Here is a 22,889-nt window from a genome sequence, read left to right as displayed (position 1 = left end):
CCCGCTCATCGAGCGGGCTTTTTGCTGTCTGGGGTTTGCGAAAATCCCCGCTCATAAAAACGCCCCCGATCATTTCCGATGACCGGGGGCGTTTTTTATGGGGCGCTTAGAAATCCCAGCGCGTAGTGACCATGAAGTTACGTGGTTCACCGTAGGCTGCCGAGTTATAGAAGCCGATGTTGGTGTAGTAGGACTTGTCGAAGATGTTGTTGACGTTCAGTGTCGCCGACAGATTTTTGGTGACCTGGTAACGGGTCATCAGGTCCACCAGCCAGTAGGCTTGCTGGGAAAACTCCTCATACCCGTTATGCGGGGTGTTGTAGATATCCTGCCAACCCACGCTCTGCCAGCGCACGCCGCCGCCGACGGTCAACTTGTCGAGGTCGCCCTTGAGCTTGTAGGTGGTGTACAGCTTGACCTGGTCTTCAGGCTCGAACGTGGAGATCTTCACGTCCTTGTCATCGCGCACGATCTTGTGGGTGTAGCCGGCCTGGAGCTGCCAGCCGGGGGCGATCTCACCGGACATCTCCACTTCGTAGCCCTTGGTCACGGCCTTGCTGCTCTTATAAGCATAGTTGGATGGGATCGGCGTCTGATTGTTGTAGGCGTCATCCGACAGCGCGCGATTGGACTCATGGATTTCAAAGTACGCCGCGCTGGCGTTCACCCGGCCATCGAGGAAGTCGGCTTTCACGCCCAATTCCCAGTTCTGGCCTTCATCCGGCTCAAGCAGCTTGTTATCCCGGTCGCGGTTGTAGTTTTCCTGGGGCATGAAGATATCGGTGTAGCTGGCGTACACCGAGTAGGTGTCGTTCAAGTCATACACAGCGCCGACGTACGGCACGAATCGCCCGGACTCGCGATAGTTGGGGTTATAGCCGGTGACCTGGTAGTTGACCACTCGCCCACCCAGCAACAGCTTGAGGTCATCGGCCAGGTTCAGACGAGTGGTCACATAGGCGCCAGTCTGGCGCACGGTGTCGTCGGTCAGGGATTGGGCATTGCCCCAGTCCGGAATAGCGGCGTGGCCGTGCCAGTTATTGAAGTCGACGATGTTTGGGCTGAGGTTCCAATAGCCTTTGCCTTTCCATTCGGAGGCGCTGATGGAGCCGCCCAGCACCAGTTCATGCTCGCGCCCGCCCAGGCTGAACGGGCCACTCACGTACAGGTCGGCGGAATCGCTGACCGTTTCCCCGGTGTATTTGCCTGAGGTGAGTTGTGCGGTGCCGTCCGGCTGCGGCTGGTCGCCCTGGATCGAACCCATCAGTGCGTGGTAACCGTTGATCTTGTGGTCCAGTTGCAACTTGGTCACCCAGCCGTTGCCCAGGTCATGCTCGAGCATGGCGAACACGGTGCGGGTGTATTGCTCCCAACTGCTCCAGTCGGCGGCGTTGTTGAACGAGCGCTTGACCTTGTTGCGCTCGCCCTTGGAGTTGATCAGCGGGAAGCTGCCTGACCAGGAAGAGCCCTTGGGCAACGTATCCTGGTAATCGCCGCCGACGGTCAGCAGGGTGTCCGGCGACAGGTCGAATTCCATGATGCCGTAGTACGTCGGGCTCTTGCGCGAGTAGTGATCCATGAACGATTGCTTGTCCTGGTAGGCCGCGACCGCCCGGCCACGCACATTACCGCTCTCGGTCAGCGGGCCGCTGACGTCCAGTTCGCTGCGGTAGTTGTCCCAGGAACCGGCGCCGAGGGTGGCATGCCCCTTGAAATCGGCGGTGGGCTTCTTGCGCACCAGGTTGATCGTCGCGCCCAGGGAACCAGCGCCGGTGAGCAGGCCGGTGGCGCCCTTGAGCACTTCGACGCGGTCGTAGATCGCCATGTCGCTCAGGGTATTGCCCGCCGAATAGGCAACGTTGCGCGCCGTCGAAGGAATGCCGTCGTACTGGAAGTTATTGATCGAAAAACCACGGGCGTAGTAGTTGCTGCGCTCGCTGTCGAAGGCCGACACGGTGATGCCCGGGGTATGGCGCATCACATCGTCGACGTTGTTCAGGCCGAAGTCGTCCATGTGCTGGCGCGTAACGACGCTGACGGACTGCGGGGTTTCCTTGGGCGTCAGCACCAGGCGCGTGGCGGTGGCGATGCTGCCGGGGGTGTAGGACCCGCTGTCTTCGGTGACGTTACCCAACTGGTTGCCGGTGACCTGGGTCGGGCCCAGTTCCATGCTGCCGTTGCTGGCAGTCGGCGCGGGTTGCAGCGCATACACCTGGTCGCCCTTTACCGCGACGTAGCCGCTGCCCTGCAGCAGCCGGTCGAAACCGTCCTGGATCCCGTAGTTGCCTTGCAGGCCCGGGCCATCGAGGCCTTGCAGCTCGCGGGACTGGAACACAATCGCCACGCCGGCCTGCTGGGCAAAGCGGTTGAGCGAGCTGCCCAGGGGCCCGGCAGGAATGTTGTACGTCTGGGCGGCGGTGCTGGCCGTATCCGCCTGGGCCAGGTTGATGTGCAGGGCGCCAACGGTGGCGGCGAGCACGGCCAGGGAAAACGGTGCACTTCTCAGCAGGCCAAAGCGCCCACGCGGGTAGGAAGGGGTGTGCATGGTGAAGGCAATCCTTTAGGTGTCGAATTACCTTGCTTGACGGGCAACTGCACAAAAACCGGAAGCAAATGCGAATAATTATTTATTGGCGGTGTTGGCCGGGTTCACCACGACCAGCCAGGGGGTATAGGTTTGCACGGTTATCGGCAGGGTTTGCGCCAGCAGTTGCAGGGCGTGGTCGCTGTCATCCAGGGGGATCACGGCCGACACGCGCAGGTTTTGCAGGGCGGCGCGATCAAACTGCAGGCGGCCGGACCGATGCCGGGAGATTTCATCCAGCACCTCGGGCAATGGCCGGTTTTCCACCACCAGTTGATGGCGGCGCCAGGCTTCGTTGATGCTGGACGGGTCGATGCTGCCGGTCAGGCGTACGCTGTCGGCATTGATCAGGGCCTGGGAGCCGGCGGCGACTTCCAGGGTCTGCCGGGCATCGGCGCTGTGGGCGGCCACGCGGGATTCGAGCATGCTCAGCACGGTGCTGTCGCCCTCGCGCTTGACCACAAACCGCGTGCCCAGTGCGCGCATGCTGCCTTGGGCGGTCTGCACGATAAACGGCCGCGCCTGATCGTGGGCCACCTCCACCAGGATCTCGCCTTGCAGCAGTTCGATGCGCCGCTGCGTGGCGTCGAAATGCAGGTTGGCCGCGCTGATGCCATTGAGGCTCAGTGCCGAGCCGTCCGCCAGGCGCAGGGTCTGCCACTGGCCGGGGCCGTTGCGCACATCGGCCATCCAGCGCTGCGGATACGGGCTGACCAACAGCGCCGCCGCAGGCACTGCCAGGCTGCACAGCAGCAACAGGGTGCGCACGGTGCGTTTGCTGCGGCGCGATTGCTGGGTGGCGAACGCCGCATTCAGCGCCGCCCGTGCCGGTGCCTTTTTCCCGCGCAGGGCTTGCATCCGCGAAATCACCGCCTCCATGCGTGTGGCAGCGGCGGCGTAGTGCGGGCCTTGTTGCTTCCAGCACTCGAACGCCAGGCGCTGCGCTTCGCTCAGCTCACCTTCATGCAGGCGCAGCATCCACTCGGCGGCTTGTTCTTCGATCTGTTGGCGGGCGTCGGGCATGGGTGGTTCAGGTGTCCATACTGTGGCCGCAATGCACCAGGGCCAGGATCAGGTATTTGCGCACGGTGCGTTCCGAGAGCTTGAGTTGCCGGGCGATCTGCTGCTGAGTCAGTTCTTCGAGGTAATACAGCACGAACGCCTGGCGCGAATACTCATGCATGCCTTCAAGGATAAACGCGATCTGTTCCAGGGCTTCCAGGGTGGTGTGGATCTGCTCCGGTGACTGGAACCCTTCGAGCGCGTCCACCGTCAGCGCCAACTCTTGCAGATAGGCCTGCTCAATCTGTTTGCGCCGGGCCTGGTCGATAATCAGCCGCCGCGCGGTAGTGCTCAAGTAGGCCCGGGGTTCGCGGATCGTCGCCACCGATTCACGGGTATTGAGGATACGTGCGAACGTGTCCTGTGCCAGGTCGGCGGCATTCTGCCGGCAGCCCAGCTTGCGCCGCAGCCAGGTGAGCAGCCAGCCATGATGCTCGCTGTAGAGCTGGGTAATTTCCCGTTGGAATGGCGGTTCACCCACAGACATAGGCGTGGCTCAGGTGTTATTGAGAATGGTTTCTAATTGTGGCCTCGGGGCAGGGTAAACGCAATAGACTCGCGTTTACCCGCTAAAAGCGCAGGTTTGCGGGCTGTTGGCTGCCGGCGAAAAGATATTTCAAATAAATTGCATTTAAATCAACACATTGCGGATTTTTCGTATATGATGCGCCCCGCACCGAACGTAAAGGGTGATTAGCTCAGCTGGGAGAGCATCTGCCTTACAAGCAGAGGGTCGGCGGTTCGATCCCGTCATCACCCACCATTACGTCCAATGCTACGCGCAGCGGTAGTTCAGTCGGTTAGAATACCGGCCTGTCACGCCGGGGGTCGCGGGTTCGAGTCCCGTCCGCTGCGCCATATTCGGTTACCTGGAATGCTGAACGCCAGGTCACCCCGCAAAGCCCGCTCAATGAGCGGGCTTTTTTGTGCCCGGGATTTGCGGTTCTACAACCCCACCAACCGGTAGCCCACCTGCAGTTCGGTAATGAAGTACTGCGGCTGCGCGGGATCCACCTCCAGCTTTTGCCGCAGATGCGCCATGTGCACCCGCAGATAGTGGGCGCGGTCGACGTAATCCAGGCCCCACACTTCCAGCAGTAGTTGCCTGTGCGTCAGTACGCGGTTCTGGCCGCGAACCATGGCGCAGAGCAGGCGGTACTCGATGGGCGTCAAGTGCACCGGTTGGCCTGAGCGCCACACTTGGTGGGTCGCCAGGTCCACTGCAATCTCGCCAAACGCCACCTTGCTGGTGGCCACCACCGTGCCGGTGTGCCCGTGCCGGCGCAGTTGGGCGCGGATACGCGCGAGCAACTCGGGCACGCCAAACGGCTTGGTCAGGTAGTCATCGGCGCCCGCGTCCAGGGCGGCGACTTTTTCTTCTTCACGGTCACGTGCCGACAGCACCAGGATCGGCACCGCCAGCCAGCCGCGCAGTTCGCTGATCAGTTGCTTGCCATCGCTGTCCGGCAAGCCAAGGTCGACAATCACCAGGTCCGGCTGACGGCTGGCAGCATGAATCAGCCCACGTTTGACGCTGTCGGCCTCGAACACCTGAAAGCCTTCGTCTTGCAGGGCAATGCGCACAAAGCGGCGGATATTGGCCTCGTCTTCAACAATCAGGATGCGTGCAGTGCTCATAAGGGTTCCATGGCAGGCGGGGTGCCTGCGGGTAGCGTGATGGTGAAATGCATGCCGCCCGTGCGGCCGGGGTTGGCCTGGATGCGCCCGCCGTGGGCCTCGACGATGCGCTTGACCAGCGCCAGGCCCAGGCCGATGCCGGCCACCGACGATTCCTGCTGGCCGCGCGTGAAGGGCTCGAACAGATTGGTCGGCGCGCGACCGGGGCCGGTGTCGCTGACCTCAATCACAATCTGCTCGCCGGCCTGGCTGGCGGCCACGCTGATGGTGGTACCCGGCGGGGTGTACTTGGCGGCGTTGTCCAGCAGGTTGACCAGCACCCGCTCGATCAGCAGCCCATCGACTTCCACCAGCGGCAACTGCGCGTCGAGCGTGGTGTGTACGCTGTGGTGCGCCAGTGGTTCGCGCAATTGGCGCAGGGCGCTGCCGACGATTTCTTCTAGGGAGTGCCATTGGCGGTTCAGGCGCACACCGCGCTCTTGCAGGCGCGCCATGTCCAACAGGTTTTCGATCAGGCGCTGCATGGATATGGCCTGTTCGTGGATGCCATGCAGCAGCTCGTTCAGTGGCCCCGCCGGGGCGTGGGGCAGGGCGGTCTCGGCGGCGCCGATCAGGGTGGTCAGCGGCGTGCGCAGGTCATGGGAGATTGCTGCGAGCAGGGTGTTGCGCATTTTCTCGCCTTCCATCTGCACCAGGGTGCTTTGTGCCACTTCAACGAAATGCACGCGCTCCAGGGCAATCGCCAGTTGGCTCATGCAGGCTTCCAGCAGGCGGCGTTCTTGCGGGTCGTTCAAGCGATCGCGTTGGGCCAGTTCCAGCACCAGCACGCCGCGCACGCGCATCGGCGCCTTGAGTGGCCAGTAACAACCCTTGGCCGCCGACAAAGTGTCGGTGCCGTGGCCAGCGGGGTGGCCGTGGTCGTATGCCCATTGCGCGATGCTGTCGTCGATCGGCAGCCCAGCGGCGCTCACGCTGTGGACGCCATTGGCGGCGTCGGGCAGGGCCAGGCCGACCCGTGCTTCGAAGACGCCACTGAAGGTGCGCAGCGCGACTTCACTGATTTGCTCCACCGTCAGCGCCGCCGACAGGTCGCGGGCCAGGCGCGCCAGGGAGGTCGCGCGGCGTTCCCGTGCGGCGGCGGTGCGCGCTTCGTGGCGCAGGCGCGCGGTGAGTTGGCCGGTGATCAGGGCGATGCCGAGCATCAAGGCAAAGGTGAAGAAGTACTGGGTGTCGTTGACCGTGAATGAGTAGCGTGGCTGGACGAAAAAGAAGTCAAAACACAGCACCGCGAGCATCGCTGCCCACACGCCGGGGCCGCGTCCAAAGCGCAGCGCTACCAGCACCACCGTGAGCAAAAACAGCATGACCACGTTGGCCAGGTCGAACACTTGCAACAGCAGTGCGGCCACGGCGCTGGCCGCGAAACAGGCCAGGCTGGCCCAGAGATAGGCCAATCGCGTACCGGGCAATGTTGCTGTTTTTTCGGGCACGGCAGGCGTGCCCGGCAGCAGGCCGTGGGCCATCACGATCTGGTCGATTTGCGGGTGGTGGCGGCTGATCCGATCGCTGACCGACTGATGCCAGAACTGCCACCGGCGGCGCGGATGATGGCCGAGTACCAGGCGACTGGCGTTGTGCTCACGGGCACAGGCCACCAGCGCTTCGGCGACGTCCATGCCCGGCAGCGTGGCGGTATCGGCGCCGAACTCTTCGGCCAGGGCCAGGGTTTTCATCGCGCTCGAGTAGCGCCTGGCGCCGCGCCCCTGGGCCGAGGCCACGTGCACGACAATCCAGTCGGCCTCCAGTTTTTGCGCCAGGCGCGCCGCTTCACGCACCAGGCGCTCATCGCCTGCGTCCCCGGCTATGCCGACCAACAGCCGTTCGCGGGCCGGCCACAGGGTCTTGATCGACTGTTCGCGGCGGTACACGCGCATCTGCGTGTCGACCCGGTCGGCCGTGCGCCGCAGGGCCAGCTCGCGCAGCGCCAACAGGTTGCCCTTGCGGAAAAAATGCTCAGACGCGCGTGCCGCCGCCGGGCCCAGGTACACCTTGCCGTCCTTGAGGCGTTGCAGCAGATCGTCGGGCGGCAGGTCGATCACCACCACTTCGTGGGCGTTGTCGAACACATGGTCCGGTACGGTTTCACGCACACGTATGCCGATGATCCCGCTGACCAGGTCATTCAGGCTTTCCAGGTGCTGCACATTGAGGGTGGTCCACACGTCGATGCCGGCGCTGAGCAGTTCTTCCACGTCTTGCCAGCGTTTGGGGTGGCGTGAGCCGGGCACGTTGCTGTGGGCCAGTTCGTCCACCAGTAACACGCCAGGATGGCGCAAGAGGGCGGCGTCGAGGTCAAATTCGCTGAGGGCGAATTCACGGTGCAGGTGCTGGGCACGGGGCAGTTGTTCGAGGCCGTGGAGCAGCTCGGCGGTGTCCTGGCGGCCGTGGGTTTCCACCACGCCGGCCAGTACGTCACGACCACGGCCAGTTTCGCGGCGCGCCGCTTCGAGCATCGCGCAGGTCTTGCCGACCCCGGCGTTGGAGCCAAAGTAGATACGCAATTTGCCGCGCAAGGCGGCCTGTTCTTCTTGTTGGACCCGAGCGAGCAGGGCGTCGGGGTCGGGGCGTGCGTTGTTTAAGGCGGGCATGTCATTCCTGGTCAATGCGGTTCAAGTGTGGGAGCGGGCTTGCCTTAATGGCAGTCAGTCAAGCGCAGATCCCCTGTGGGAGCGGGCTTGCTCGCGAAAGCAGTGGGTCAGCCGACATCAATGTTTGCTGGACCGACGTCTTCGCGGCGATGCGGCGATCCGACAAGCCCGCTCCCACATGGGGGTGAGTCGTTACACCAAGCCCACTGCGGTCAAGAGCATGTCGATCAGCTTGATCCCGGCAAACGGCACCAACACCCCGCCCAGGCCATAGACCAGCAGGTTGCGGTTGAGCAGCGCCGCCGCGCCGATTGCGCGGTAAGTCACGCCGCGCAGGGCCAGGGGAATCAGCGCGACGATGATCAGCGCGTTAAAAATCACCGCGCTGAGAATCGCCGAGTTGGGGCTGCTCAGTTGCATCACGTTCAACGCGCCGAGCTGGGGATAGGTCGCGACAAACGCCGCCGGGATGATTGCAAAGTACTTCGCCACGTCATTCGCCACGCTGAAGGTGGTGAGGGCGCCGCGGGTCATCAGCATCTGTTTGCCCACCTCGACCACTTCGATCAGCTTGGTCGGGTTGCTGTCGAGGTCGACCATGTTGCCGGCCTCCTTGGCTGCCTGGGTGCCGCTGTTCATCGCCACCGCCACGTCGGCCTGGGCCAGCGCCGGCGCGTCGTTGGTGCCGTCGCCGGTCATGGCCACCAGCTTGCCCTTGGCCTGGTAGTCGCGGATCAATTGCAGCTTGTCTTCCGGGCGGGCTTCGGCGAGGAAGTCATCCACCCCGGCCTCCACCGCAATGGCGGCGGCGGTCAGGCGGTTGTCGCCGGTGATCATCACGGTCTTGATGCCCATGCGCCGGAGTTCGGCAAAGCGCTCCTTGATGCCGCTCTTGACCACGTCCTTGAGCTCCACCACACCTAGCGCCGTGGCGCCGTCGCTGACCACCAGCGGGGTGCTGCCGCGCCGCGAGACTTCATCGACCCTGGCCTGCAAGGCTGACGGAAAACTGCCGCCCAAGGCTTCGATATGGCTGCGGATCGCGTCGGCTGCGCCCTTGCGAATCGCCCGGCCTGCGGGCAGGTCGACGCCGCTCATGCGGGTTTGCGCGGTGAAGTGCACAAAGCTGGCGCCCAGTTGGTTGATGTCCCGCGCGCGGATGTCGAACTTCTGCTTGGCCAGCACCACGATACTGCGGCCTTCCGGAGTTTCGTCGGCCAGGGAGGCCAATTGCGCGGCATCCGCCAAGTCCGCTTCCTGGATGCCCGGCGCCGGCAAAAAGCTGCTGGCCTGGCGATTGCCCAGGGTGATGGTGCCGGTCTTGTCCAGCAGCAATACGTCGACGTCACCCGCCGCCTCGACCGCCCGCCCGGAGGTGGCGATGACATTGGCTGACATCATCCGGCTCATGCCCGCCACGCCGATGGCCGAGAGCAGGCCGCCGATGGTGGTGGGGATCAGGCACACCAGCAACGCCACCAGTACCGTGGCACTGACCACGCTGCCGCTGCCGCTCATGGCCACGGCGAAGATCGAGTAAGGGCTCAGCGTGGCGATCACCAGCAGGAACAACAGCGTCAGGCCCACCAGCAGGATGGTCAGGGCCACTTCGTTCGGGGTTTTCTGGCGCTTGGCCGATTCGACCATCGAGATCATGCGGTCCAGGAACGACTCGCCGGGGTTGACGCTGATGCGCACCACCAACCAGTCCGACAGCACGCGCGTGCCGCCGGTGACCGAGGAAAAATCGCCACCGGACTCGCGAATTACCGGCGCCGATTCGCCGGTGATCGCGCTTTCATCCACCGACGCCACGCCCTCGATCACGATGCCATCGAGCGGCACCAGATCGCCGGCTTCGATCAGCACCACCTGGTCCTTGCGCAGCAGCGACGCTTCGGTCGGCAGCCACGCGGCGCCGTGCTTGGGCTGTTGCAGCAACTTGGCCAATGTCTGGCGTTTCATCCCGCGCAGGCTGGCGGCCTGGGCGCGGCTGCGGCCCTCGGCCAGGGCTTCGGCGAAGTTGGCGAACAGTACGGTGAACCACAGCCACAAGGTGATGCTGAGGATAAAACCGCTGGGCGCTTCACCCTGGCCGCCCAGGGACTGGAACCACAGCAGGGTGGTGAGGATGCTGCCCAGGTAGACCACGAACATCACCGGGTTTTTCCATTGCGCCTGGGGGAGCAGTTTCTTCAGCGCATCCCCGCACGCGGTGAGCACGATGGCGCGATCAAACAGAGGTAAACGAGCATTTTTCATGAGGGCAATCTCTTACTCACTGGTCGCAATAGGCGGCGATGGCTGGCGAGCATCCAGCGCTAGGTTGAGTTGCAGCACATTGACCCGTGGCTCGCCGAGCAGGCCGAGGGTGCGTGCGCTGGTGTGCTGGCTGACCAGTTGCAGCAGTTCGGCTTCGGGGATCTGCCGCAGGCGCGCGACCCGTGGCAGTTGCAGGCGCGCATTGGCCACCGAGATATGCGGGTCGAGACCCGAGGCGGAAGCGGTGACCGCGTCCACCGGCACCTGGGCGTCGGCGGCCAGGCCGTTGGCCAGGCGATAGGCCTGCACGCGGGCGGCCACCTGGTCCACCAGTTTCTGGCTGGTTGGGCCCAGGTTGCTGGCGCCGCTGGAACCGGCGTTATACGGCTGCGATACGCTTTTGCCTGGGTCTTGCGGGTCGGCGCCCAGGGTCATGCTCGGGCGCCCGTGGAAGTATTGCGCCCGGGTGAAGTGCTGGCCGATCAGGGTCGAGCCCATGACCAGGCCATCGCGTTCAATCAGCGAGCCGCGGGCCTGGAACGGGAATATCAGCTGTGCGGCCACGGTGGTGAACGCCGGGTAGGCGAGCCCCGTCAACAGCATGAAAAACACCGCCGAAACCAGCACCGGGCGCAACAGCCCCTTGAATATCGATTGGGTTGTCATCTACGTGTCCTCAGTTGTACGTCTGGCCGGACAGCAACTGCAGTTGCTCCACCAGCGGGCCGAGCGCGAGCGCCGGCAAAAAGGTCAGGCCGCCGACCACCAGCACCACGAACACCACCAGCAGCATGAACAGCGGGGTCGCGGTGGGAATGGTCCCGGCACCGGCCGGCACGGTTTTTTTCATCGCCAGGGAACCGGCCACGGCCAGCATCGGCAGCATGGTGAAGAAGCGCCCGATCAACATCGCCAGGCCAATGGTGGTGTTGAAAAACGGCGTGTTGGCGTTCAAGCCGGCAAAGGCCGAGCCGTTGTTGGCGGTGCCGGAGGTGTAGGCGTACAACACCTCGCTGAACCCATGGGGGCCGATGTTGTTGAGGCTGGCCATGGTGTCGGGCCACAGGGCGGCGAGGGCGGTAAAACCGAGGATGCTGATGGGGTGCGCGAGCACCGAGAGCATCACCAGCTTGATCTCCCGCGCCTCGATTTTCTTGCCGAGGAACTCCGGGCTGCGGCCGATCATCATGCCCACCAGGAACACCGTCAGCAGGGCGTACTGGATCAGGTTGATAAAGCCCACGCCGTCGCCGCCGAACACGCAGTTGAGCATCATCTGCGCCAGGGGCACGAAGCCGCCCATGGGGGTCAGCGAGTCGTGCATGGTGTTGACTGAACCGGTGGTCGCCGCCGTGGTGGTGGCAATGAACAGGCTGCTGTCGGCGATGCCGAAGCGCAGCTCCTTGCCTTCCATGTTGCCGCCGCTGTGCTCCTGCGACAGGGTCTGGTTGGCGCCGGCCTGGGTCAGCAGCGGGTTGCCGCTTTGCTCGGCGCCGTAGACCAGGGCGAGGAAGCCGATGAACATCACCAGGAAGGTGCCGAAAAACACCCAGCCCTGGCGACGTTGCATCAGCATGCTGCCGAAGGTGTAGGTCAGTGCCGAGGGGATCAGCAACATGCTGAGGATATGCAGGATGTTGGTCAGCGGCGTCGGGTTTTCGAACGGGTGCGCGGCGTTCATGCTGAAGAACCCGCCGCCGTTGGTGCCGATGTGCTTGATCGATTCAAAGCTGGCCACCGCACCGACAATCAACTGTTGCTGCGCCCCTTCCAGGGTGGTGACCAGGGCCTGGGAGGCGAAGGTCTGCGGCATGCCCTGCCAGACGTACACCAGCGCCATGCCCACGCACAGCGGCAGCATCACGCGGTACAGCGTGCGGGTGAAGTCGACCCAGAAGTTACCGAGATCGCCCGAACTGGAACGGCTCAAGCCGCGAATGAAACCGGCCGCCGCGACCACGCCGGAGGTGGCGCCGACGCACATCAGAAAGGTGATGACCGCCATCTGGCTGAAGTTCGACAGGCTGGTCTCGCCCGAGTACGCCTGCCAGTTGGTATTGGTAATAAAGGACGCGGCGGTGTTGAACGCCAGGTCCGGCGATTGCGCGGCGAGCCCCAGCGGGTTGATCGGCATGACCGCCTGCAGGCGTAGGACCAGGTAGCCCAGCAGCATCATCGCTGCGTTCGACAACAACAGCGCCGAACCGAAGCGGGCCCAGCCCATGGTTTCTTGTGGGTCGATGCCCAGCAGGCGATAGGTATAGCGTTCCGGCAAGGCATGGTGGGTTCCGGTGAAGACCCGGGTCAGCCATTTACCCATCAGTACGGCGAGCCCCGTCATTACCCCCAGGACCAGCGTAAATTCCAGCAGCGTGCTTAACATGTCGTGGCTCCGTTCAAATCTTGCCCATGGCGACAATGGCCATGGCAGTCGCAGCAAAAAACACCAGGGAAAGGCTGATAAACATCAGGTCGTACATGGCCAGCTCCCTAGAATTTTTCTGCGCGAATAAGGGCGTAGCCCAAGTAAGCGAACAGCCCCACGGCACATAAGCCGCTGGCGATATAAATGAACGTGAGTGTGAGCACGGTGTAACTCCCCTGATTGAATAAGCCGCAACTGCGGACGCGGGGAGGTTAATCTTTGGGGTATCAAGTTCGGGCACTGATTAGCGTCAGCGGTATTAAGACGGTATATAGAAAAAGTTCGACCGGGCGCACGAAAAAAAGGGATCGCCCGCCGCCCGGGTATCCCTTTAAACACTGGGGTGCTGCTGATGTTAACGACCCGCTTATTTGGTTTTGTTTTTCTTCTCGCTGCGGGTAGCGAGGTGTTCGAAGCAAAACGCGGCAGTGCCGAAGAGCGCAATCATTGACAGGACGAGCATGCCCAAAGTTGAACTTTCCACGATGACTTCCTACGGGTGTTTGGGTAGGAAGTGACGGTAGGGCGTTTGCACTTGGTTACTCAATAGCGGCGACGTAAACGTTATGGCGAATGGGCGAACTATATGAACTCTTTACGCGGTGGTGGTCTCGACGATCCCGGTTGTCCCCCGGATTGGCCATGACCTGGCGGAATACCCCCATACCCATTGGTCGATTGCACCGCAACCGGCACTCACGCTTATCTATAGCCACGCGAAGACTTCAAGGCGGCACAGTGCCCGCTTCTAACAATGGCCTGCAAAGGCAATAAAAATAGTCTGTCTGGGGAAGCGCACGAGATGAAATACCCATTGCGTCCTTTGGTCTTCTGGCCAACTTTTCTGATTCTGTTGGCGGCGGTAATCGCCAGCTACGTCGACCTCACCGCATTCCTTGCCGTGAGCAAACAGCTCAACACCGTGATCCTGCAAAACTTCTCCTGGCTGTTCAGTGCCGGCTCTTTCGCCATGGTGGTGCTCACGGCCATTGTGTATTTTTCGCCCCTGGGCAACCTGCGTATCGGCGGGGAGGGTGCTACGCCGCTGTTGAGCAAATGGCGCTGGTTCATGGTCGCGCTGTGTACCACCCTGGCGGTGGGCGTGCTGTTCTGGACCACGGCCGAGCCGCTCTACCACCTGTACTCGCCACCCTCCAGCCTGCCGATCGAGGCGGGCAGCGCGGCGGCCAAGAGCTTTGCCCTGTCGACGATGTTCCTGCACTGGACCCTCACGCCCTACGCGATTTACCTGGTGCCCTCCCTGGTCTTTGCCCTGGTGTTCTACAACCTGCGCAGCAACTTCTCGATTGGCGCCATGTTGCAACCCTTGCTCGGCGCCCAGCGGGTCAAGCGGTATGCCGGGTTGATCGACACCCTGGCGATGTTCGCCCTGGTGGCGGGCATGGCGTCGTCCCTGGGCACCGGCGCACTGACCCTGTCCGGTGGCCTGAGCCAGTACATTGGCGGCGAGACCACGCCCTTGCGCCTGGCCCTGATCATCGCGGTGATCGTGTTCACCTTTGTCGCCTCGGCCGCCAGTGGCTTGCAGCGCGGCATCGTCATGCTGTCGTCGTTCAACACCTGGATCATGTTGGCCCTGGGCGCGTTTGTATGGTTGTGCGGGCCAACCCTGTACATCTTCAGCCTGGGCGTCGAGTCCCTGGGGGTCTACCTCGACACCTTCTTCAGCCGCAGCCTGTCCACCGGCGCCGCCAGTGGCGACAGCTGGCCGCAGAGCTGGACGGTGTTCTACTGGTCGGTATGGTTCGCCTGGGCGCCGGTGAGTGCGTTGTTCCTCGGCAAGATCGGCCGGGGCTACCGGGTGCGCGAATTTATCCAGATCAACATGCTGTACCCGGCGCTGTTTACCGCGTTGTGGATTTGCATCTTCTCCGGCAGCAGCCTGTATTTCGATGCCCTCGGCGATGGCAGTTTGAACCGCGTGCTCAACGAGCAAGGCGTGGAGCATGTGCTGTACCAGATGTTCCAGCAGTTGCCGGCCAGCGGCCTGATGATCGCGTTTTTGTTGTTTGTCGCGTTTATCTCGTTCGTCACCGCCGCCGACTCCAGTACCGACGTGATCGCCAACCTGTGCAGCAAGGGCGTCACCGCCGATTCGGACCTGGATGGCAACCCGCTGCTGAAGATTGTCTGGGGCGTGATCATCGGCACGGTGTCCTGGGTCATGGTGGCCTTTGTCGGCATCGACGGGGTGAAGATGCTCTCCAACCTCGGCGGCCTGCCGGGAATTATTCTGGTGCTGCTGGCCAGCACATCGTTGCTCTACTGGTTGAAAAACCCCGCGCTGCTGGACGTCAAGATCCCTGCGGTGCATGTCGAAACTGGCCTGCGTGGTGCCAGCCCGGTGACGGATTTTGCCCGCTGACTTGCCTCTTTGTTGTTGGAGTTACCCATGGAAATCGTCACCGAATTTGCCTACAAGGTTCGCGAGATCGAGCACTGCCTGATCCCCATGAGCGATGGCACACAACTGGCAGCGCGTATCTGGCTGCCTGACACCGCAGGCGCGCAGGCCTTCCCGGCGATCCTCGAATACCTGCCCTATCGCAAGCGCGATGGCACGGCGGTGCGCGATGCCCTGACCCACGCATGGATGGCGGGGCAGGGCTATGCCTGCGTGCGGGTCGATATGCGCGGCAATGGCGAATCCCAAGGCTTGATGGCCGATGAGTACCTGTTGCAGGAGCAGGACGACGCCCTCGAAGTGATCGACTGGCTGTGCCAGCAGCCCTGGTGCGACGGCAACGTGGGGATGATGGGCATCTCCTGGGGCGGCTTCAACAGCCTGCAAGTCGCCGCGCGCCAGCCCGAAGCATTGAAGGCGATCATCACCCTGTGCTCCACCGATGACCGCTTTGCCGATGACATCCATTACAAGGGCGGCAACCTGCTGCTGGAGAACTTCGGCTGGGCCGCGACCATGCTCAACTTCAGCGCGGCAGTGCCCGACCCGCTGCTGGTTGGCGATGCCTGGAAAACCCTGTGGCAGCAACGCCTCGACGCCATGCCGCTGCTGGCCGAGACCTGGCTGCAACACCAGACCCGCGATGCCTACTGGCGTCACGGCTCGGTCTGCGAGGACTACTCGGCGATCAAGGCGGCGGTGTACGCCGTCGGCGGTTGGGGCGATGCCTACAAGAATGCGGTGCCACGCCTGATGGAAAACCTGCCGGGGCCGAAAAAAGCCGTGATCGGCCCGTGGATTCACAAGTACCCGCATTTCGCCGTGCCCAACCCGGCCATTGGCTTCCTGCAGGAGGCCAAACGCTGGTGGGACCACTGGCTTAAAGGTATCGACAATCGGGTGATGGACGACGCGGCCTGCACCTTTTACCTACAGGATGTGTTGGCGCCCAAGGGCAGTTATGCCGAACGCCCAGGCATCTGGGTGCAGACCTCGGGCTGGCCCGATCCCCAGGTGCAATGGACCGACTACAGCCTGACCGACCATGGCCTGCGCCCGGGCCAGCAGGCGCTGGGCGGCCCGCGCAGTATCTGTTCGCCACTGACCACCGGCCTGCACCAGGGCGAGTACTGCGCCATCTGGTTTGGCCCCGACGGCCCGACCGATCAGCGCCGCGACGATGCGCAGTCTTTGTGCTTCGACTCTCAGCCACTGGCCGAACCCCTGGCGCTGCTGGGGGATGTGCGCTTGCAACTGCGCCTGGCCAGCGATACCTCTTGCGGGCAACTGGTGGCGCGCCTGAATGCGGTGGCGCCCGACGGGCAAGTCACGCAGATCACCTACGGCGTACTCAACCTTGCCTTACGTGAAGACTTCTCCCGTCTGACACCACCTGTGCCAGGCGAACCGCTGGATGTGCAACTGAGCCTGGATCATGTCGGCACGCGGGTGCCGGCCGGCTACCGCCTGCGGCTGGCCCTGAGCACCGCGAGCTTCCCGCTACTGTGGCCCAGCCGCGAACTGACCACCCTGACCGTGCTGCCCGCCGTGCAACGTGTGCAATTGCCGATTTTCAGCGGCGCGGCCGTGCCATGCCCGTTCGAGGCCCCGCAAGCGGCTACCCCGGCGGCGCTGGAGGTGCTGCGGGCGGCTGCGCCGAAACGTACCTTGATCGAGGACGTAGGCAGTGGCGAAGTGTGCGTAAACGTCGAGGACGACCTGGGCGCCGTGCGCTTCACCGACCATGGCCTGGCGGTGGACCAGCGGTGCACCGAGCAATATCGCACCATGCCCTGGGACCCGTTGTCGGCCCAGGCCAATATCCACTGGCAGTACCGTGTCGAGCGCGCGCAGTGGTCGGTGGCGGTCGACAGCCACTTGCAGGTGCACGCCGACGCCCAGTGGTTCTACATCGAGGCGCACCAGCAGGCGTGGGAAAACGGGGTGCAGGTGCATCAGCGAAGCTGGAGCAGACGGGTCGCGCGGGTCGCGTTGTGAGCGGGCAAGTGGCAGGATGCTTGCTCATCTGATCAGCCACGGATCCCTGCATGTCGCGCCGAAACGTCGACCTTCCACCGCTCAATTGTTTGCAGACGTTTGAGGCCGCCGCCCGGCATTTGAGCTTTACCCAGGCGGCCCACGAACTGAACCTGACCCAAAGCGCAGTGAGCCGGCAGATCAAGCGCCTGGAGGAAGACCTGGCGCGACCGCTGTTTTATCGGTTGGCGTTGGGGCTGAGTCTGACCCCGGCCGGCGTGCGTTACTTTCGCACCATCCAGCGCCTGCTGCGCGAGCTTGATCGCGAATCGGCGGAGCTGCGTCGACGCGGTGCCGATCGCCAGCTGACCCTGGCCAGCACGCCGACCATCAGTTCCATCTGGCTCGCCGCGCTGCTGCCGGCCTTCCAGGATGAGCACCCGGAGCTGGATATCCGCATCCTGTGCAGTGAAAGCCCGAGCCACCTGGATGTCAGCGAATATGACCTGGGCCTGTTCTATCACCTCGACGAACTGCCAGCGCCCCTTGGCCTGGAACTGACCCCGGTGTTTGCCAGTGAGCAGGTCATCGCCGTATGCAGCCCCGGCTACATCGAGCGCCATGGCGCGATCCGCGACGCCGAGCACCTGCTGCGCAGCCATACCTTGTTGATCGTAGAAGACCACTATCACGACTGGTTGACCTGGACCGACTGGTTCGCCGACATCGGTGCGCAGTACCACACGCCTCGTCACGCCTTGCGCACCAACAGCTATCAGTTGCTGATGCAGTCGGCAGTGATGGGGCATGGCGTAGCCCTGGGCTGGAAGTGCCTGCTCGAAGGCGAGCTGGCTGCCGGCCGCCTGCAATTGGCCTTGCCCCATCACATGCACAGTCGTGGCCGCCTGCAACTGATGCAACCGCAGCATCGCAACCCACCCTCGGCGGCGCGCAGTTTTCAGCAATGGTTGCTGACGGCGTCCGATACAACGCCGCAGGGGCTTTTCTGTGGGAGCGGGCTTGCCCGCGATGATCGTTAACGATGACGCGGTGAGGCGTTCTTGCTGACGTCAGCGCGAGCAAGCCCGCTCCCACAGGCATTATTCAGGGTGCGTTGCGGCTATGCCGATAATCACTCACCGCCTCATACACCGCCTTGCGCAGCCGGTTGATCCCTCCAATCGGCCGGTGTTCCTCCACGCCAAACCATGGGTTGAACGACTGGTTGTCACAGGCCAGGTTCAAGGCCTGTGTATCGAAGTCCTGCGCCGGAATGCGAATTTTCGCCACGCTCTCGTAGGGCGCGTCGCTTTCCTTCCATTCGATGCTGGTGTCTTCGATGGGCATGTATTTCTGCGGGTTCTGGCGCTGGATCTGCAACACAAAACAAGCGTCGATGCGGTCGGTGGACAACTGCTGGCTCAAGGCGCTGCGCAGGAAGTTCGGCAAGTCCTGGTTCTGCTTGGGCAGATGGTATTGCGGGCAGCTTTGCGGGTCTGGGGCGACGCGAAACTTGGCGTTGGCGCTGCCGAACTTGTAGGGCGATACCGAAAAGTACGTGGTCTCGGTCGGGCTGGCCGGTGCCGGCGCCAATGTCGCCAGGGCAATAAACAGATGGCGCACCTGCCAACTGCGCGGGTCGAGGCTGGGGAAAAACGCCATGACTTTCTTGCCATCGGCCTGGGCCCCGACGTTCTGCGCATATTCCGCCACATCGCTGACAAAGAAGTTGGGGTGGCTGAACATCACGAAGTCCTGCTCGCCGCGTGCCTGCTGGTCGGCCAGCAGTTGCTTGCCCGGCACGTCCAGCAGCTTGATCGCCATGCCGCGGGCGTCGCGGATGCTGTCGAACTGTGGATAAGCGTTGCCGTTGGACAGGCGCATCATCGCCTGCCAGGTCTTGCCCGGCTCGGCGAACACGCCCTGGCGCAGCGCCGGGTCAAGGTTTGGCAGCACGCTGACTTCGGCTTTTACGCAGCCGTGGGCCTTGGCATGGGCATCGCGCAGGTAACGGGTGCCTTCGCGATGCTGGTCGACAATGCGCACCGCCGTCTGAATGATGCCTTGGGTCATGGCCGCTTCGCCGGGCGGAATCTGTTCCTCGGCCGACACCGGGCCGCTGTGGTGCCAGGCGAACCACAGGGTCGACAACAACCAGCCGAGCAGGCCCAGGCCTACCAGCCATAACAGCGTCTTGCCGAGAAACGCGCCGAGGCGCAGCCACAGTCGAGCGAGCATGGAACGGTCCTTGTATCGAAATGGGGAAGTCATGGCAGTTGTTGCTCCAGGGGGCCGCCCAGTACTTTCAGGTATTCCAGCAGCGCCCAACGCTCCTCAGGCTCAAGGCCGCGGCCGATCACCCCATTGCCACGCTTGCCGGCGCGAAACTCGTGGCCACTGTTGTGGTTGCCAGTGATGTTGGTGTCGAACAGGAATGCATTTTTAAACGCCTCGGTGCGATAACCCAGGTGACGCGGGTTGTAGTCGAAGGTGCCTTTATAGAAGGTGCGGCTGCGCTCGTACTGGGGCGAAAGCAACTGGTAGATCGTCGGCACCGAACCGTTGTGCAGGAACGGCGGCGTGGCCCACACACCCGCCAGTGGGCGGGCCTTGTAGGCGCGCAGTTCGCGCACGCCGATGGGCAGGCCGTAGCCGTCCAGGCGCGGGCGTTCGGCCGCTGTGATGCCGGCGGCGCGGTAGGCGTGCTCTTCGACAAACGCTGTGACATAGGCCAGGCCCTTGGCCACGGACAGGCTGCGCAGATCCAGCGGTTCGGTCGGCGTGGGGTGCAGTTCGACATTCAACTGCGCCAGTTCGGCCGGGTCCCATTGCAGGGCTCTGAGGTCGTAGCGCTGGTCGGCAATGTTGCTGGCGGTGCCCGGGTCGGTGCCGATGTAGTCCACTGGCAGCATCTTCAACTGCTGCACCGGGCGCCCGTTGACTTCGCTCACGCTGGGCACATGGCAGGCCGCGCAGTTTTCCGCGAACAGCGCACGTCCTCGGGCGGCCAGGGGTTTGTCGATGGCGCCGAACAGCGCTTCAGGCCAAACCGGTGGCTTGAGCCGTTGCAGGGTTTCTTCGATCCGGTTCAGGTCACGCACGCGCACGCTGGACGGGTAGCGCGCATCGCCCTTGAGGGGCTGGCCGGCGCTGTCGAAGAACGCCAGGGTCGCGCCTACACCCAACGCCTCGCCGATGTTGCGCGCCATGGGTTGCTGGGCCGAGCCGTTCCATTGCACCCAGTCGAAGGTCCACATGTCCCACAGCTGCGGGTAGTCCACTGGCGCGTTGGCGATACGGTAGTTGTTCGGCGAAATGGCGTCGCCAAAGCTGGCATTGGCGATGCGGCCGAAGGCGTCGGTGCGCCCCGGGCCTTCTTCGGTGGGGTAGAGGCCGCGGTGGGTATCGTTCCAGGCCACCTTGAGGAAGTTGTCCAGGGACTTTTTGAAGTCCTGGCGCAACTGATCGTACTGGGCGTCGTATTGATCCCCCAGCACGCTGTGGGCAAAGCGCCTGAACTTCAACGGGTTGTAATAGGTAGAGGCGAGGCTGGCCACCAGGGCCTGGCCAAAGCTGCCGCCGCGCAAGGTTGGCACGCTGGAGGGCAGCACATGTTGCGCAGAGCCGCCATCGATGCGCAGGGCCTGGCCATTGAAATGCAACTCGCCGGTATGGCAGGCGGCGCAGGTGATATCGAGAAACTCGTCGCTGCTGCCGGCATTTTTGTGCCGGGCGAAGCCTACGGGCAGGTTGCCGGGGTTCTGGGGTGTGGCCTGTTGTCGCGGGTCCACCAGGAAACCGAAGCGCGCGAGGTTGGCCGGCTCGGCAAAACGCTGCTCGGAAAACGGCAGCTCCAGCGCGGTGAACCAGTTATAGCGCAGGCCTTTTATCTGGGTGCCCTGGGGCGTGAAGTAGTAGGCCTGGCGGTCGGCGGCGCTCCATTGGTCCTGGTAGTGCACCTGCTGCACCGCCACGTAATCCGGGAGCCTGGGGTTGATCACGTAATAAAGGACCACCGCCAGCAGCAGTCCCATAAATGACAGGATCAGGAGTAAAACACGGGAAAAAATGCGCAAGATAACTATCCTTGTCGAGTTGTTGTGCCCTTATGCCACTGAGCGCGGTAGGCGGCAAGTAGCCATGATCCGTCTACGCAGGCGGTTTTCGCTACGCCGGCTGTCCTTCGCCGGGCTTTGGGGCAGATGAAAATGCTTTTAAACACGTGAACTTATCAGAAGTTTCCTGCTCACATGCCGGTAGCCATTGGTCGTGGCCGCCTGATAAGCTCGCGACTTTATTCGAATGCCCTTTTGGCGCATGAACAAGGAAATAGCATGAAACAGCATCGGTTGGCGGCGGCGGTGGCCCTGGTTAGCCTGGTACTTGCGGGTTGTGATTCGCAAACCAGCGTAGAGCTGAAAACCCCGGCGCAGAAAGCTTCCTACGGTATCGGCCTGAACATGGGCAAAAGCCTGGCTCAGGAAGGTATGGATGACCTGGACTCCAAGGCAGTTGCCCAAGGCATCGAAGATGCCGTCGGCAAGAAAGAACAGAAGCTGAAGGACGAAGAACTGGTCGAAGCGTTTTCCGCACTGCAAAAGCGTGCTGAAGAGCGCATGACCAAGATGAGTGAAGAGTCGGCAGCCGCCGGCAAGAAATACCTTGAAGACAACGCCAAGAAAGACGGCGTAGTCACCACCGCTTCCGGCCTGCAGTACAAGATCGTGAAGAAAGCCGAAGGCGCCCAGCCCAAGCCTACCGACGTAGTGACTGTGCACTACACCGGCAAGTTGACCAACGGCACCACCTTTGACAGCTCCGTGGATCGCGGCAGCCCGATTGACCTGCCGGTCAGCGGCGTGATCCCAGGTTGGGTCGAAGGCCTGCAACTGATGCACGTGGGCGAGAAGGTCGAGTTGTACATCCCGTCCGACCTTGCCTACGGCGCCCAGAGCCCGAGCCCGGCGATTCCAGCCAACTCCGTACTGGTCTTCGACCTGGAGCTGCTGGCAATCAAGGACCCGGCCAAGGCCGACGCTCCTGAGGCACCGGCTGCCAAGTAAGCCGCTGCTGAACACACAACGCCCCGTTTATACGGGGCGTTGTTGTTTCTGGTGTGGGAGCTGCTGACCGAGGTCGTGGAGGGGTGTGGGAAAATCAGAACGAACACCTGCGACTTAGAGCAGTCTGATGCTATACCTCGGCACGGGTAGCCGCAGATGCCCCCCAAGTCAATGAAATCTTGGGATTTTTTTATGTGCGCAAAAAACGCCCGATCTGACTGTAGGCCTTGTATTACGTGGCTTTCAGCCGCAAAAATGGGCTCTGTTCACAAGGTTATCCACAAGTTGTGTGGATAACCTTTTATCTCGCCTGGAACTGGAGTGACGATGAAAGCACCCTGGAATTTCACCCGCTTCCTGCCGTTGGCCGCACGGCTGATCGGGCGTGGACGCCTGCCGACGCTGTTGTTCGCGGTCGCTGCCAAAGGCTCCAGCCAGGGCAATCGCCTGGGCAAGCTCAAGGACGACCTCAAGCTGCTCCAGGCGCTGTGCCTGGCCTATTGGCGCGGCGAGTACCGGGCTATCAGCCCCAAGGCGCTGATCTCGGTGGTGGCGGGGCTGATGTACTTCCTCAGCCCGATTGACGCGATCCCGGACTTCCTGCCGATGTTCGGCATGCTCGATGACATCGCGGTACTGGCCTGGGTCATGAAGAGCCTGGACGGTGAGTTGAGTGCCTTCCGCGCCTGGCGTGACCGCCAGCGCCCGGAGAAGTTGGTGGTGGTTGAACGCCTGCCCGCCACGCCGCAACTACTGGAGCAGGAAAACCCGAAAAAAAACTGAACACGCGGATTATCCCCCTGCG

At 62.8% G+C, this 22,889-nt stretch carries 16 protein-coding genes and 2 tRNA genes; 7 read left to right on the top strand and 11 right to left on the bottom strand.

The genetic code is table 11. The features are described 5' to 3' along the window. Window positions 1-106: 106 nt before the first annotated feature. The 3 genes from AC19YY_RS16825 to AC19YY_RS16815 form a co-directional block, all read right to left on the bottom strand. Window positions 107-2,545 carry a TonB-dependent siderophore receptor gene (locus tag AC19YY_RS16825; RefSeq protein WP_169956842.1) on the bottom strand — a complete coding sequence of 813 codons (2,439 nt, stop codon included), beginning with the start codon at window positions 2,543-2,545 and terminating at the stop codon, window positions 107-109. Window positions 2,546-2,623: 78 nt separating this feature from the next. After that, window positions 2,624-3,607 carry a FecR family protein gene (locus tag AC19YY_RS16820; RefSeq protein ID WP_500604555.1) on the bottom strand — a complete coding sequence of 328 codons (984 nt, stop codon included), beginning with the start codon at window positions 3,605-3,607 and terminating at the stop codon, window positions 2,624-2,626. A 7-nt stretch (window positions 3,608-3,614) separates the two neighbouring features. Beyond that, window positions 3,615-4,133: a sigma-70 family RNA polymerase sigma factor gene (locus AC19YY_RS16815; protein ID WP_170042669.1), complete on the bottom strand. Its 519-nt coding sequence runs from the start codon at window positions 4,131-4,133 to the stop codon at window positions 3,615-3,617. A gap of 200 nt (window positions 4,134-4,333) precedes the next feature. Between AC19YY_RS16815 and AC19YY_RS16810 the strand changes: the two genes are divergently transcribed. Together AC19YY_RS16810 and AC19YY_RS16805 are read left to right on the top strand one after the other, a co-directional pair. Continuing rightward, window positions 4,334-4,409: transfer RNA gene (locus AC19YY_RS16810), tRNA-Val, on the top strand. Between the two features lie 18 nt (window positions 4,410-4,427). Continuing rightward, window positions 4,428-4,504: transfer RNA gene (locus AC19YY_RS16805), tRNA-Asp, on the top strand. Window positions 4,505-4,591: 87 nt separating this feature from the next. Here the strand turns inward: AC19YY_RS16805 and AC19YY_RS16800 are convergent. From AC19YY_RS16800 to kdpF, 6 genes are all read right to left on the bottom strand, one after another. Then, on the bottom strand, window positions 4,592-5,284 hold the full coding sequence (locus AC19YY_RS16800; RefSeq protein ID WP_169957394.1) for a response regulator: 693 nt from the start codon (window positions 5,282-5,284) through the stop codon (window positions 4,592-4,594). After that, a complete protein-coding gene (locus AC19YY_RS16795; protein ID WP_500604554.1) occupies window positions 5,281-7,932 on the bottom strand; it encodes a DUF4118 domain-containing protein in 2,652 nt (883 codons plus the stop codon). Before AC19YY_RS16795 ends, AC19YY_RS16800 begins: the two co-directional genes overlap by 4 nt. A 192-nt stretch (window positions 7,933-8,124) precedes the next feature. Further along, the gene (kdpB, locus tag AC19YY_RS16790) at window positions 8,125-10,194 is read right to left on the bottom strand and encodes a potassium-transporting ATPase subunit KdpB (protein WP_169957213.1); all 2,070 of its coding nucleotides are present in this window, start codon (window positions 10,192-10,194) and stop codon (window positions 8,125-8,127) included. Between the two features lie 12 nt (window positions 10,195-10,206). Beyond that, the gene (gene kdpC, locus AC19YY_RS16785) at window positions 10,207-10,860 is read right to left on the bottom strand and encodes a K(+)-transporting ATPase subunit C (RefSeq protein ID WP_500604553.1); all 654 of its coding nucleotides are present in this window, start codon (window positions 10,858-10,860) and stop codon (window positions 10,207-10,209) included. A gap of 10 nt (window positions 10,861-10,870) precedes the next feature. Then, on the bottom strand, window positions 10,871-12,577 hold the full coding sequence (gene kdpA / locus AC19YY_RS16780) for a potassium-transporting ATPase subunit KdpA (protein WP_500604552.1): 1,707 nt from the start codon (window positions 12,575-12,577) through the stop codon (window positions 10,871-10,873). Between the two features lie 107 nt (window positions 12,578-12,684). Then, window positions 12,685-12,783, bottom strand: a complete 99-nt coding sequence (gene kdpF / locus AC19YY_RS16775; RefSeq protein ID WP_074851717.1) for a K(+)-transporting ATPase subunit F — start codon at window positions 12,781-12,783, stop codon at window positions 12,685-12,687. Between the two features lie 638 nt (window positions 12,784-13,421). Here kdpF and AC19YY_RS16770 point away from each other — a divergent pair. The 3 genes from AC19YY_RS16770 to AC19YY_RS16760 are packed head-to-tail and all read left to right on the top strand — an operon-like array spanning window position 13,422 to window position 18,061. Continuing rightward, complete coding sequence (locus AC19YY_RS16770; RefSeq protein WP_500604551.1) at window positions 13,422-15,005, top strand: BCCT family transporter; 1,584 nt, start codon at window positions 13,422-13,424, stop codon at window positions 15,003-15,005. Window positions 15,006-15,032: 27 nt separating this feature from the next. Further along, on the top strand, window positions 15,033-17,042 hold the full coding sequence (locus AC19YY_RS16765; RefSeq protein WP_500604550.1) for a CocE/NonD family hydrolase: 2,010 nt from the start codon (window positions 15,033-15,035) through the stop codon (window positions 17,040-17,042). A gap of 50 nt (window positions 17,043-17,092) precedes the next feature. Further along, window positions 17,093-18,061, top strand: a complete 969-nt coding sequence (locus tag AC19YY_RS16760; protein ID WP_169957204.1) for a LysR substrate-binding domain-containing protein — start codon at window positions 17,093-17,095, stop codon at window positions 18,059-18,061. Between the two features lie 64 nt (window positions 18,062-18,125). On the opposite strand, the gene AC19YY_RS16755 is transcribed toward AC19YY_RS16760, so the two are convergent. Both AC19YY_RS16755 and AC19YY_RS16750 read right to left on the bottom strand, forming a co-directional pair. Further along, window positions 18,126-19,259: a catalase family protein gene (locus AC19YY_RS16755; protein ID WP_169957203.1), complete on the bottom strand. Its 1,134-nt coding sequence runs from the start codon at window positions 19,257-19,259 to the stop codon at window positions 18,126-18,128. Between the two features lie 29 nt (window positions 19,260-19,288). Continuing rightward, a complete protein-coding gene (locus AC19YY_RS16750) occupies window positions 19,289-21,097 on the bottom strand; it encodes a di-heme-cytochrome C peroxidase (RefSeq protein ID WP_500604549.1) in 1,809 nt (602 codons plus the stop codon). Window positions 21,098-21,355: 258 nt separating this feature from the next. On the opposite strand from AC19YY_RS16750, the gene bamJ reads away from it, so the two are divergent. After that, window positions 21,356-22,084: a BamJ family beta-barrel-assembly machinery protein gene (gene bamJ, locus AC19YY_RS16745; protein WP_029292800.1), complete on the top strand. Its 729-nt coding sequence runs from the start codon at window positions 21,356-21,358 to the stop codon at window positions 22,082-22,084. A 327-nt stretch (window positions 22,085-22,411) separates the two neighbouring features. Beyond that, the gene (locus AC19YY_RS16740) at window positions 22,412-22,867 is read left to right on the top strand and encodes a YkvA family protein (RefSeq protein ID WP_169957200.1); all 456 of its coding nucleotides are present in this window, start codon (window positions 22,412-22,414) and stop codon (window positions 22,865-22,867) included. Window positions 22,868-22,889 lie beyond the last annotated feature (22 nt).

This window comes from Pseudomonas sp. MF09156, from assembly GCF_059862305.1.
This window is presented reverse-complemented; position numbering and strand designations above follow the sequence as displayed.